Raw genomic sequence first — 12,285 nt, 5'->3', positions numbered from 1 at the left:
CCAGTAGGAGGGACGGCATGAGTACAAGTTTACAGCTAGCTGACAGATTGGTTCCGGGTGTTAATCTCGAGTCCTATATTCAGGCTGCGAGCCGGATTCCAGTGCTTACGGTGGAGGAAGAGCGTGAGCTCACCCATCGTCTTTATTACGAAGACGATGTTGACGCCGCTCGTCAGCTGGTACTCTCCCATCTGAGATTTGTGATTCACATTGCCCGCAGTTATTCGGGCTACGGGTTGGCCCATGCCGACCTGATTCAAGAAGGCAATGTGGGTCTGATGAAGGCGGTGAAGCGCTTCAATCCCGAGTACGGTGTGCGCCTGGTGTCCTTTGCGGTGCACTGGATCAAGGCCGAGATCCACGAATTTATTCTGCGCAACTGGCGTATCGTGAAAGTCGCGACCACCAAAGCGCAGCGCAAACTGTTTTTTAATTTGCGCAGTCAGAAAAAACGGCTGGGGTGGCTGAATCACGAAGAATTGCAGGCGGTAGCCACCGATCTGGGGGTTGAGCCCCGGGTGGTGCGCGAAATGGAAGGCCGACTGGCGTCCCATGACATGGCGTTCGATGGCCCCATGGACGACGATGACAACGTGTATCAGGCTCCGGCGTATTACCTGGAAGACCATCGCAGTGATCCGGCCGTGCAGGTGGAAAAGACCGACTGGTCCGAAGATTCCAACGGCCGCCTGATGGAAGCCATGAACTCGCTGGATGAGCGCAGTCAGGATATCCTGCGTGAACGCTGGTTGATGGACAGCAAAGCCACGCTGCATGAACTGGCCAGCAAATACGGTATTTCTGCGGAGCGCATTCGCCAGCTTGAGAAAAATGCCATGAATAAAATACGCCAGCAAATGACCGAATTGGCCTAGCCCTTCAGGTTCTGCCGGCATGCACACACACAATGCCACCGGTTGATCCCGGTGGCATTGTGCGTTTGAGACCGTAGCCAATGGCGACACCCTCTTACAAGATGGTAACTGGCGGCTTGTGGCGGTTCGCCGTAATCTGATGGTCATGAAGACATCCGCCATACGGGAGGCTTTTCAGTGAAAGCGCTGGTAATAGAAGACGATCAGGATGTAGCAAATTACCTGATCAAGGGCTTGAAAGAGTCGGACTTCGTGGTCGACCATGCCGCCGATGGCAAAGGTGGCATGATGATGGCGGCCAGTGGCGACTACGACATCATGATTGTGGATCGCATGCTGCCGGGTATGGACGGTCTGTCGATCATCAAAACCGTGCGGGCCACCGGCAACCAGGTACCGGTATTGATTCTGAGTGCCCTGGGGGACGTGGATGACCGGGTGGAAGGCTTGCGCGGTGGCGGGGACGATTACCTGACCAAACCTTTCTCATTCACCGAGCTGTTGGCGCGGATCGAATCTCTGGTGCGTCGTCATCGGCAGTCGGCGGAAACGGAAACCGTGCTGCACGTGGCCGATCTGGAAATGGACCTGCTGGCGCGCACCGTCAAGCGGGCGGGGCAGAATATCGACGTCCAGCCCCGGGAGTTCCGCCTGCTGGAATACCTCATGCGGAATGCTGGCCAGGTGGTGACCCGCACCATGTTGCTGGAAAAAGTATGGGATTATCACTTCGATCCGCAAACCAACGTGATTGATGTCCACATCAGTCGCTTGCGGGCCAAGATAGACAAGGAATTCGACACGCCCTTGCTGCAGACCGTTCGGGGTGCCGGATACATGCTGCGTGAAACTGCTTAGCCAGCTCAAAACCTCCACCTTCAGGCTGGCACTGCTGTACATGGTGGTGTTCGCCACCTCGGTATTTTTGTTGCTGGCTTTTATCTACTGGCGAACCGCCGGGTTCATGACCGCCCAAACCGATGAAACCATCGAAGCGGAAATTGCAGGCTTGGCGGAGCAGTACCGCGGACGGGGCATCAACGGCCTGATCACCATCATTCGCGAGCGTGTGGCTCGCGACCCCAACGCCAAATCTCTCTATCTGGTCACCACCGACGATTACATGAAACTGGCCGGCAACCTCTCGGCCTGGCCGGAAGGGACCCAGTCACAGCGGGGCTGGATCAATTTTACTCTCAATGAAAGTATTGGCTGGACCGGGCCTGAGCGCCTGGCCCGGGCTCGCATTTTTGAAGTGCAGGGTGGGTTGCGGCTGCTGGTCGGACGGGATGTCGACGACCTGACCGCGCTGAAGAAAGTCATCGAGGGAGCCATCAATTGGGGCATGGGTATTACCCTGGCGCTGGCTCTGCTGGGCGGGTTCATGATCAGCCGCAGCACCACCCGACGCATCGAAACAATCAATATCACCTCGCGCAAGATCATGAGCGGTCACCTGTCGCAACGGATACCGACCCGCGGTACCGACGACGACTTTGATCAGTTGGCGGATAACCTCAACCAGATGCTTGACCGGATCGTGTATCTGATGGAGGGCATCCGGCATGTGTCCGACAGCATCGCCCATGATTTACGCACTCCCCTGACCCGCCTGCGTAACCAGTTGGAAAACACCCTGCTGTCGGTCGACAACGATGAGGCCCGGGAGCAGGCCGGCCGCGCGGTCGCCGAGGCCGACCAGTTACTGGCCACCTTTAATGCCTTGTTACGGATTGCCCGTCTGGAAACCCGCGGGAACGCCGCGGACATGAAACCGGTGTCGCTCGGCATTCTGGTCAGCGACGCCTGTGAACTCTACGAAGCGCTGTCGGAAGACAAGGAGCAGCAGTTCGAGCAAACGGTGTCGGAGGAGGTCATGATCGAAGGCGACCGTGACCTGCTGTTTCAGATGGTCAGCAACCTCATTGATAACGCCATCAAGTACACCCCCGAACGCGGTTCCATACGGGTTGCGGTGTACACCGACGGGGATGCGGCCGTGTTTGCCGTTGCCGACAGCGGTATTGGCATACCCGACAGCGAAAAAGACTACGTGTTCCAGCGATTCTACCGGGTCGGGAAAAGCCGCTCGCTGCCGGGGAACGGCTTGGGACTGAGTCTGGTCAGTGCGGTCGCCGAAATCCATCAGGGGCAAATTGAGTTAAGCGATACCTACCCGGGGAAGACACCGCCCGGGCTGACCATCGCCATCCGCATGCCGGTGTATCGACCAGCCAGAAGACGTCTGCGCACCGCCCAGGCCCGACTCCTGCCGGCGGCCGATGCGGAGCGCGAGCGGCCGGCCGCCTCAGAGCACACCCACACGGCCTGACCGGAATCAGTCCTCTTTCGAGTTGAACCGCTTGCTCACCCGTGCCAACAGCGGTTGGACCATGGTGTCCGCGCGGCGTTCCAGATTGTTGACGGTATTTTCCAGTTTCAGTTTTTTGCGATCCAGCCGCACTTGCAGACTGTCCCACTGGCCTTCGAGGCGCTTTTGCTCGAGCATGGCCCGGGCGGCCAGGTTATGGCGGGTAACCTTGTTGGTTATGCCCATGCTGTCCAGATAAAAGCCCAGCCTGTCGAGGCCGTTGAGAGCGTGATTAAGCAATTTTTTGGAAAGCATGAACAGAGTGCCCCGTGTCGTGGTGAGTTGCGGATGCAACCAGTTTAGCGTGAACAACCCGATGTGTGCTGTCAAAAATGTAATGCGGCCGCCACGCCGGGGTAACGGCGGGTGTGGATAATGGAACCCAATCGCCAGACCGGACCCGTCATCGGACGTTGCCGGTCTGACCGATCAGTACAGCGCTAGCCTTGACCCCGCCTCACCGCGGGGTTTTTTTGTTGGGCGTGGTACGCGGGCCGCACCCCTCCTTGCTGCAGCCTTAACTTACCGAAACCTTGCGGTATTATTCAACTCTGGCCGGGTGGTATTCCCGCGGTGAACCGAGCAAATCACGAAAAGACGGGGGCTGACGCTCGCCATCGTCGCTTACACCGTAGCTTGCCGCCAACTCGGCCGTGATCAGGGTCCGGCCGGACAACTGCGCCAGATCTGCAGCGTTAAACAGCGCCAGAATGACCCGGCCATTGAATTCAGGTGTTTCTGCATTCGCCATGACGGCTTCGTAGGTGTCGGCGCGCTCTGCCGCAGCGATCGCCGAGCGCTCCGTGCGCTGCGGTCCTAACCACAAAGACACCGTGGCCACGGTGGTGCCGTCAAAGTCCACCGCCATATCATAGGCCATTTTATCAATCCCGGCTTTCTGGGCACCGTAGGCCGGGCCGTGCATATAGCAGCCAGCCCCAAAGGACGAAGTGAACACGACCAGCCCCCGCGGCGCGTTCAGCAATAATGGTGCTGCGTGATAACTGGTTATGTAAGAGGACCGCAGCCCGACGTTGAGCATGTCTGCCATGTCCACAGGCTTGCTCCAGAAGGGGCCCGGATCAATCAGGTTTTCATGCATAAACGCGGCATTGTTGACCAGCAGGTCCAGATGCCCATGTTCACGCTCAACCTGAGCAAACAGCTCGTGCACCTGCTCATCGTTTGTGTGGTCGCACGCCACGGCAATGCCCTGGCCCCCGGCCTGATTAATCGCCTCCACGGTTTCAGCCAGGGTGCCCGACAATATCCGGCCGCGTAGCTGCGAAACACTTCGGGTGGCAGAGCGACCAGTGACGTAAACCGTCATACCTGCGGAACCCAGAGCCACAGCAATACCCCGGCCAGCGCCGCGGCTGGCGCCGGTAACGACTGCTACTTTCCTGATTGCCTTACTCATATACACGCCCTCATGATGGTGTCTGTGGTGCTTATCCCATGAAGGGTGGCCGCGCGGGCTGAGTGCTGCATCGTCCTGTCAGACTACGCAGGCATGCCCGGAAGAGGCGCAACGGTATAGCTCAGGCAGTCCCGCTGGAGTGCAAGTGAGGTCAAGGGCAGCTGCCGGCGCAGCCTGAACTCAGGCCACGCTGGTGGGCATTTCTTCCATACCCAGTACATCCTGGAAGAAGAACCGCAGCGCCAGGCGGGCCTGATTTTGGCGGGCCCGGGAGGCAGGGATGGACTCTTCCAGGTAGTGGATGAAACTCTGATGGTCGGCGGGGACTATCTCATCCACGCTCTTCAGATCATGAAACACCAGAAACCGTTGGATCCAGTGCAGGTAGGCCTGCTCGGTCCGTTGGCTCAGGTTGTGTTTTTCAATTGCGCGTGTCACTCGGCGAAACAGGCCAGGCTGGGATTGATCCAGCGCCTCGGCAATATGCATGGTCGGGCTTCCAGAGGGTATATAATTATTATGGTGGCGGCATTCTATGACAAACCTGTGAACGGCGCAAAATCGGCCCTCCGGAGCCCCGTCGCCGCAGCCGGTTACCGCTGCGGCTGGCGCGCTACTCAGGGTTTGAAGGCGTTCAGCCGGTTGATGTATTGCTGCATGGCCTGCTCGCTGGTGGTGCCTTTGAGCTTCGCCCAGGCGTCGTATTTGGCGCGGCCGACAAAATCCATCATCCCCGGGCGCGTGCCCCTGACATCGCCTTCGGTGGCCTGTTTGTACAGGGCGTAAAATTCCAGCTTCAGTTCGTTGGAAGGGTTGAAGTCGCCGTCCGCCGACTGGACAAACTTAACCGACTGATCAAACTGATCTTTTAATTCGCTCATGAACATCTCCTCCGAGGATGGGTCTGCGCCCGAGTATATCCTTGCCCGCCCCCGCACGTCAGGCTTGTTGGGGGTCGGAATGGGGCTCAGTTCCGCAAGTTGGCGGTATATGGCTTGAGAGAACCTGTATTCCTGTGTAGAGTCTGTCAGTGTCGCGTGCCAGGAAGGTGCCGACAATGGACTGTAACGACTGCAAATGATTGCAACGACAACCAAGGATGGTAACCATGTCGAAGGACGGCACCGTTGCGCCCAGAGAGCGCATCAACATCAAATATGTCCCCGCCACCGGAGAACAGCAGGCAGAAACGGAACTGCCCCTGAAGCTGTTTGTCGTCGGTGATTTCAAAGGACAGCCTGAACAAACCCCGATTGAAGACCGCACTACCATTTCAGTGGACAAGAACAACTTCCAGACCGTGATGGAAGAAGCGGGCTTGTTGCTGACCACCACCGTATCCAATAACCTCAGCGATGACACCGATGAATTGCCGGTGACCCTCGAATTCCGGAATCTGGCTGATTTCTCCCCTGACAGCATCGCCCGTCAAGTACCCGAGCTACGAGCTTTGGTCGAGTTGCGGGAAGCTTTGGTGGCCCTCAAGGGACCACTCGGTAACCTGCCCTCGTTCCGCTCCAAACTGCAGGAATTGCTGGACAGTGACGATGCCCGCGAGCGACTGCTGCATGAGTTGCAATTGACGACCGGCGACGCCCAGTAAGCCACACAGCGACTTTATTCAACAGCTACTGAAGGGATGGAGTATGTCTGATACTGCTGCGCAGCCGTCGGCTGCCTCGGATTCGCTAAAGGAAGGGTCACTGCTTGACCAAGTGATGGCCAACAGCCGCATGGCGCCGACCGATGAAGGTTATGAAATTGCTCGTCGCGGAGTCGCCACGTTTATAGCAAACTTGTTGAAAAACAATGAGCGGGGCCAGCCAGTTAACAAGGCGTTGGTGGACCAGATGGTGGTCGAACTGGATCGCAGAATCAGTGCCCAGATGGACAAGGTGTTGCACGCACCGCAACTACAGGCACTGGAGGCTGCCTGGCGGGGCCTGCAACTGATGGTCGAACGAACCGATTTTCGGGAAAACATCAAAGTAGAGATGTTGCACGCCACCAAGGCCGAACTGCTGGAAGATTTCGAGTTTGCTCCTGACGTGACCCAGTCCGGTTTATACAAGCACGTGTATTCAACGGAATACGGCCAGTTTGGCGGTGAACCTGTGGGGGCCGTGGTGGGTAATTATGCGTTTACGCCGTCCACACCCGATATGAAATTGCTGCAATACGTTGCAGCGGTGGGAGCCATGGCCCATGCCCCTTTTCTGTCGTCGGTGGCGCCCGAGTTCTTTGGCGTTGACAGTTTTCAGGAACTGCCGGCGATCAAGGAACTCAAGGCCGTTTTTGAAGGCCCGCGGTATGCCAAATGGCGGGCGTTGCGGGAAACGGAAGATGCCCGCTATGTGGGGCTGACCGCCCCCCGGTTCCTGTTGCGGGTGCCCTACGACCCCACCGAAAACCCGGCTACCAGTTTCAGCTACAAAGAAGACGTCAGCGCCAGCCACGACCATTACCTGTGGGGTAATACCGCTTATTTGCTGGCCACCCGACTGACCGAAAGCTTTGCCAAATACCGCTGGTGCCCGAACATCATCGGCCCGCAAAGCGGTGGTGCGGTGGAGGACCTGCCGGTGCACCGGTATGACGCTTTCGGTCAGCTGGAAGCCAAAATTCCCACCGAAGTACTGATCACCGATCGGCGTGAATATGAAATGGCCGACGAAGGCTTTATTGCACTGACCATGCGTAAAGGCAGTGATAACGCTGCGTTTTTCTCCGCCAACTCGGTGCAGAAACCCAGGCAGTTTGCCAACACCAAAGAGGGCCAACAAGCGGAGACCAACTACAAACTGGGCACCCAGTTGCCGTATATGTTCATCGTTAACCGGCTGGCTCATTACATCAAGGTGCTGCAGCGCGAACAGATCGGATCCTGGAAAGAGCGTCAGGATCTGGAGCGTGAATTGAACACCTGGATCCGCCAGTATGTTGCCGACCAGGAAAACCCACCGGCGGAGGTGCGCAGCCGGCGTCCGTTGCGAGCCGCACGGATCAGCGTGGCGAATGTGACCGGTGATCCCGGTTGGTACCAGGTGTCGTTGGCGGTCCGCCCCCACTTCAAGTACATGGGCGCCAATTTCGAGTTGTCGTTGACTGGCCGGCTGGACAAGGAGTAGCGGATGGTCAATTGCGCGACTGTGGGCCCGGGCGGGGCCCCCGAAGACAGTTTATTCGAGCGGCTGGGACAGCCGGGCGCGGCACCAGCAGATCTGGGAAACGGGGGCTTCAGCCGCGTGGTGGTATCGATTAAACGCCATTTGGTGTGTCTGTTGAATTCCCGTCCGGGAAACAGCACCAGCGCACCGGCATTGGGTCTGGTGGATTTCAATGACGCTACCTTGGGCACCGAGGAACTGAGCATGCAGCTGTGTAGCGCCATCCGCCAATGCATTGAGCGCTTCGAGCCGCGAGTGAACCGGGTGGAGGTGAAGCCGCAGCCCCCGGGGTGGGACCCGCTGCAATTGCGTTTTCAAGTGACTGTTTACCTGAATCTGCCGGCGGTTGAAGGCAAGACCACAATTGACTTGATGATGGACGACAAACGATATTGTCGGCTGGTGTAACCCAGTGCAGCTAAAAAGGTTTTATCGCGATGAACTGAGCTTCCTGCGTCTGCAGGGGCGGGAGTTTGCCGAAGCGCATCCTCAGCTGAGTCGCTTTCTTTCAGAACCGAGCACCGATCCGGATGTGGAGCGGCTGCTGGAAGGATTTGCTTTCCTGACCGGGCGGCTGCGGGAAAAAGTCGAAGACCAGCTCCCTGAACTGACCCACTCGTTGCTCAACATCCTGTGGCCCAATTACCTTCGCCCCGTCCCCAGCTGCACCATCATGCGGTTCGATCCACAGCTGCACGTCGTCAGCAAACGGCAGCGGGTGGCCCGGCACACCGAAATCCGCAGTCGCCCGGTGGGGGCCCCCGATCATCAGACCCAATGCCGGTTTCGCACCTGTCGCGATGTTGACGTTTTTCCGCTGAGTGTGGCGCAGGCGGGCGCCGAGCACTCCCGCGACACGTCGACGGTCACCGTGGATCTGGCGGTACACAGTGATCAACCTGTGTCGACTCTGGAGCTGGAGCGACTGCGATTTTACCTCGGAGGTGATGAACATACCTCTCAGACGTTGTACCTGTGGCTGGACCATCACCTGGAGGGCATAGAGGTGATGGTGGCAGGCCAGAATTTTACGCTGGCACCTGAGCAGTTACAGCCGGTCGGTTTTGGTACCGACGAGGCGCTGTTACCCTATCCGGAAAACGCCTATTCCGGTTATCGGATCCTGCAGGAATATCTGAGTTTTCCCGAAGCATTCTGTTTTGTGGATGTCGCCGGGCTGGAAGGAGTGTTACCCGTGGTGCAGGCCGATGAATTCAGTCTGCGATTCCGCTTTAACCGGATTTTACCGCCGGATATCAGAGTGCACGCGGACAGTTTTCAGTTGTATTGCACGCCCGCGATCAATCTGTTCAGTCACGCAGCGGAGCCGGTGGATTTGAACGGCCACGAGACCGAGTACCGGGTCGTGCCTTCCCATCGGGCGCCGGACCATTTTGAAGTGTTCAGCGTCGACCGGGTGGAAGGCTGGCTGGAAGGTGACCCGGAGCGGGGTAGTGGCGAGCCCCGGGTGTACAGCGCGTTCGAAAGGTTTCAGCACGAAAGCGACCGTACCTCTGGCCGTGCTGCGCTGTTTTATCGGCTCAGGGCTCGGGAGCGCATGCGCGGCAACGGTTTTGACCATTATCTGGCGCTGGTTCGTGATGATGAGAGTGACTGTCTGAACCGTCATGAAGCGGTGTCCCTGACGCTCACCTGCACCAACCGGCAGCTCCCCCAGCAACTGGCCATCGGCGATTTGTGCGTGGCCACGGAATCAACCCCGGCGTTTGCGTCGTTTCGTAACATCACCCGGCCCACACAGACCCTGAGGCCCCGGCTCGATGACGGTCTGTTGTGGAAATTGATTTCCAACCTGTCTTTGAACTACCTGTCTTTGCTTGATGCGGAAGCATTGCGCACGGTGCTTGGTTTTTACGATTTTCGTGCCTTGGCAGATCGGCAGGCCAAGCGGGTCTCACAGAATCGGCTGGCGGGCATTCAGAGCATCGCCACTGAACCGGTGGACCGGATGATACAAGGCCTGCCGGTGCGCGGTATTCGCTCAGTACTCACCCTGGATCAGCAGGCGTTTGCCACGGAAGGCGATCTCTACCTGTTTGGTGCCGTACTCAGCCGGTTCTTCTCGCTATACAGCAGCATAAACGCTTTTCACCTGCTGGAGGTGGTCAACATGGACAATAAGGAACGCTATACATGGACGTTACAGCAAGGTCAGCAGCCGCTGATGTAGCACGGTTGGAGCCCGCCTTGGGCAACGCACAGCGCTACAGTTTTTTCCAGTTGGTGGATCTGATCCACCGGCACCACGGGGATGATCTCGAGCGTGGCCAGGACCTGCCGTCCCAGGAGCGTATTCGCTATTCGTCAGCTGCAGGCTTGGGTTTTCCCGGCAGCGATGTCCTGTCGGCATCAGTGCCCGAGCATGAGCACGCCCCCTACCAGCTGGAGATCAGTTTTCTGGGCTTGCACGGTGCGCAATCACCATTGCCGGGTTATTACCTGGAAACCCTGGCCTGGGAATCTGCCCAGGATGTGGGTATCCGCCGACATTTCCTCGATTTCTTCAACCACCGATTGGTGATCTTGTTTCATCGGGTCTGGCGCAAATACCGTTATTACGTCCGTTATAAGCCCGGCGCCAGTGACGCCTTCTCTGCACACCTGTTCGCTTTGACCGGAATGGCGGACAGCCGACTGCGAAATGCCACTCCGATTCACTGGCCGAATATGCTGGCCTGCGCCGGTTTGATGGCCGGGCGCAGCCGTTCACCCGAAGTGGTCAGCGGCATAGTGGCGCACTGTTTTGACCTTGAGCAGGTGGAAATCGAGCAGTGGGTATTACGCAAGGTGGCGATCCCCGAGGACCAACAAACCCGTCTCGGGCAGGCCAATGCAAAACTGGGGGTAACCGTTATGGCGGGTAACGTTAAGCGGGACCGCGGTGGCAAGTTTGTATTGCGGTTAAGGGGGCTGAGTCAGCAACGTTTTGCCGATTTTTTACCGAATGGTTGTGACTATGAAGCATTGCTGAAGCTGGTCGAATTCATTACCCCCGAGCCCCTGGCCTATGACCTTGAACTGGCGCTGAGGCACCGGGAGGCGCAACCCATGGTATTGGGTCGGGCAGCGCGACTGGGCTGGAATTCGTTTGTCGATCCGGCAACCGATACAGCACTCCCCGGAGTGCGCATTCAAATTCGCCGGTAATACCCACCGGGACGAGTGATACCACAAGGACCGTGTTCATGGCGACCAAAACGATCACCTTAACCGTGAGCAACCCTCAGGAAGTGGGCAGCGATCTCCGTACCGCGCATCGGTTTTGTGGCCAGGGCGGATCCATCGGCACGGCTGCCAGTGACACCTGGCAACTTTCGACCCACCGCACCGGCGTGGTCGCCGGACATGCAGAAATCCGCTTGATAGACGGTGTGTTTTGTCTTATCGATCGCAGTGGACGGACCTTTCTCAACAGCACCAACCAACCGCTGGGGCGGGGCCGGCGGGCCCGGTTGCGCAACGGCGATACGGTCATCATCGGCCGCTATCAATTGCAGGCACAGGTGCACAGCGGGAAGCGCAAAAACGCGGGGGACGATATGCTGGTCGAGCCTGCCAACGCACGCCTTTCGGGCAACGGACCCGCATTACAACAATGCCACCGCCATGGGTTTGAACGCCCCGGTCTTGAACCGCTGCAGCACTTGGGCGGGCTCACTGCGGAGCCCTCAGCTCCCGACCCCGGCGCGGGACGGGAGCTAACCGATGAGTATCCTGAACAGTGCGATGTCGCTCTCAGTTTGCCAGTGATCCCATCCTGCCCGGCCAACAGCCGGGCACCCGCTGCCAAGCCGGACACCCCCGCCGCAGTTTCTGAACCGGCAGACACCACGCACCAGCATCTTAGCGCTGCGCCCTTGCTGAGGGGGATGGGGGAGCGGTTGCGGTTCACCGACGGTGACGCCATGTGGCTGTTTTTGGAAGAGGCCGGGCAGACACTGCGGGCCGCCATTGAGGGCCTGCTGGCCTTGCATCAGCAAGAACACGCTCGTCACCAGGTGTTGCGAACCCACCTGCAGCCCCTGGAAGACAATCCCTTACGCCTCGGACAGGACTACGCAACCACGGTGCAATCATTATTCGCCAGCCAGCGCAGCCCGGTACATTTGTCGGCTCCGGCTGCGGTTCGTGACAGCCTGATCGGGCTAGGCCAGCACCAGCAGGCGACGCAGGTCGCTATCAGCGCAGCTCTTAAGGCGATCTTGCAAGCGTTTTCACCGGAGGCACTGTTGCGCCGCTTTCATGGTTACCGCCGCGGGCTTCGGGAAGGCGAGCCAGAAGCCGAATGGGCCTGGCAGATGTACGAGCATTATTACCGGGAGCTCAGCTCCAGCCGTCAGCAAGGCTTTGAGCGCCTGTTCCGGGAGGTATTCGAACAGGCTTACGACCACCAGTTACGGGAACTGCAGAGAGAGTCAATATTGTGAAGCG

13 protein-coding genes are annotated in these 12,285 nt (G+C 58.3%); 9 read left to right on the top strand and 4 right to left on the bottom strand.

Annotation, left to right across the window (positions count from 1 at the left end; genetic code table 11):
- Window positions 1-17 precede the first annotated feature (17 nt).
- From rpoH to BG841_RS04785, 3 genes are all read left to right on the top strand, one after another.
- The gene (gene rpoH / locus BG841_RS04795; protein ID WP_070056609.1) at window positions 18-875 is read left to right on the top strand and encodes an RNA polymerase sigma factor RpoH; all 858 of its coding nucleotides are present in this window, start codon (window positions 18-20) and stop codon (window positions 873-875) included.
- Window positions 876-1,052: 177 nt separating this feature from the next.
- On the top strand, window positions 1,053-1,733 hold the full coding sequence (locus BG841_RS04790) for a response regulator transcription factor (RefSeq protein WP_070056608.1): 681 nt from the start codon (window positions 1,053-1,055) through the stop codon (window positions 1,731-1,733).
- On the top strand, window positions 1,720-3,207 hold the full coding sequence (locus BG841_RS04785) for a sensor histidine kinase (protein WP_070056607.1): 1,488 nt from the start codon (window positions 1,720-1,722) through the stop codon (window positions 3,205-3,207). The genes BG841_RS04790 and BG841_RS04785 overlap by 14 nt, the downstream gene beginning before the upstream one ends.
- Before the next feature lie 6 nt (window positions 3,208-3,213).
- On the opposite strand, the gene BG841_RS04780 is transcribed toward BG841_RS04785, so the two are convergent.
- The 4 genes from BG841_RS04780 to BG841_RS04765 all read right to left on the bottom strand — a co-directional run bounded on the left by BG841_RS04780 (window position 3,214) and on the right by BG841_RS04765 (window position 5,547).
- Complete coding sequence (locus BG841_RS04780; protein ID WP_070056606.1) at window positions 3,214-3,501, bottom strand: hypothetical protein; 288 nt, start codon at window positions 3,499-3,501, stop codon at window positions 3,214-3,216.
- A 286-nt stretch (window positions 3,502-3,787) separates the two neighbouring features.
- Window positions 3,788-4,666 (bottom strand): SDR family NAD(P)-dependent oxidoreductase, encoded by an 879-nt coding sequence (locus BG841_RS04775; protein WP_070056605.1) that lies wholly within the window; start codon window positions 4,664-4,666, stop codon window positions 3,788-3,790.
- Window positions 4,667-4,846: 180 nt separating this feature from the next.
- A complete protein-coding gene (locus tag BG841_RS04770) occupies window positions 4,847-5,155 on the bottom strand; it encodes a site-specific integrase (RefSeq protein WP_070056604.1) in 309 nt (102 codons plus the stop codon).
- 128 nt (window positions 5,156-5,283) lie between these two features.
- A complete protein-coding gene (locus BG841_RS04765; protein ID WP_070058690.1) occupies window positions 5,284-5,547 on the bottom strand; it encodes an acyl-CoA-binding protein in 264 nt (87 codons plus the stop codon).
- A gap of 227 nt (window positions 5,548-5,774) precedes the next feature.
- Between BG841_RS04765 and tssB the strand changes: the two genes are divergently transcribed.
- The 6 genes from tssB to tagH are packed head-to-tail and all read left to right on the top strand — an operon-like array spanning window position 5,775 to window position 12,281.
- The gene (gene tssB, locus BG841_RS04760) at window positions 5,775-6,269 is read left to right on the top strand and encodes a type VI secretion system contractile sheath small subunit (RefSeq protein ID WP_070056603.1); all 495 of its coding nucleotides are present in this window, start codon (window positions 5,775-5,777) and stop codon (window positions 6,267-6,269) included.
- Window positions 6,270-6,312: 43 nt separating this feature from the next.
- The gene (gene tssC / locus BG841_RS04755; RefSeq protein ID WP_070056602.1) at window positions 6,313-7,794 is read left to right on the top strand and encodes a type VI secretion system contractile sheath large subunit; all 1,482 of its coding nucleotides are present in this window, start codon (window positions 6,313-6,315) and stop codon (window positions 7,792-7,794) included.
- 3 nt (window positions 7,795-7,797) lie between these two features.
- Window positions 7,798-8,241: a type VI secretion system baseplate subunit TssE gene (gene tssE, locus BG841_RS04750; RefSeq protein ID WP_070056601.1), complete on the top strand. Its 444-nt coding sequence runs from the start codon at window positions 7,798-7,800 to the stop codon at window positions 8,239-8,241.
- A gap of 4 nt (window positions 8,242-8,245) precedes the next feature.
- Window positions 8,246-10,024 carry a type VI secretion system baseplate subunit TssF gene (gene tssF / locus BG841_RS04745; RefSeq protein WP_070056600.1) on the top strand — a complete coding sequence of 593 codons (1,779 nt, stop codon included), beginning with the start codon at window positions 8,246-8,248 and terminating at the stop codon, window positions 10,022-10,024.
- Window positions 9,988-11,001, top strand: coding sequence for a type VI secretion system baseplate subunit TssG (gene tssG / locus BG841_RS04740; protein ID WP_070056599.1), 1,014 nt, complete (start codon window positions 9,988-9,990; stop codon window positions 10,999-11,001). The genes tssF and tssG overlap by 37 nt, the downstream gene beginning before the upstream one ends.
- Window positions 11,002-11,039: 38 nt before the next feature.
- Window positions 11,040-12,281, top strand: coding sequence for a type VI secretion system-associated FHA domain protein TagH (gene tagH, locus BG841_RS04735; RefSeq protein ID WP_070056598.1), 1,242 nt, complete (start codon window positions 11,040-11,042; stop codon window positions 12,279-12,281).
- Window positions 12,282-12,285 lie beyond the last annotated feature (4 nt).

Origin of the sequence: Marinobacter sp. X15-166B, from assembly GCF_001752365.1 — a bacterium.
Lineage (GTDB): Bacteria > Pseudomonadota > Gammaproteobacteria > Pseudomonadales > Oleiphilaceae > Marinobacter.
This window is presented reverse-complemented; position numbering and strand designations above follow the sequence as displayed.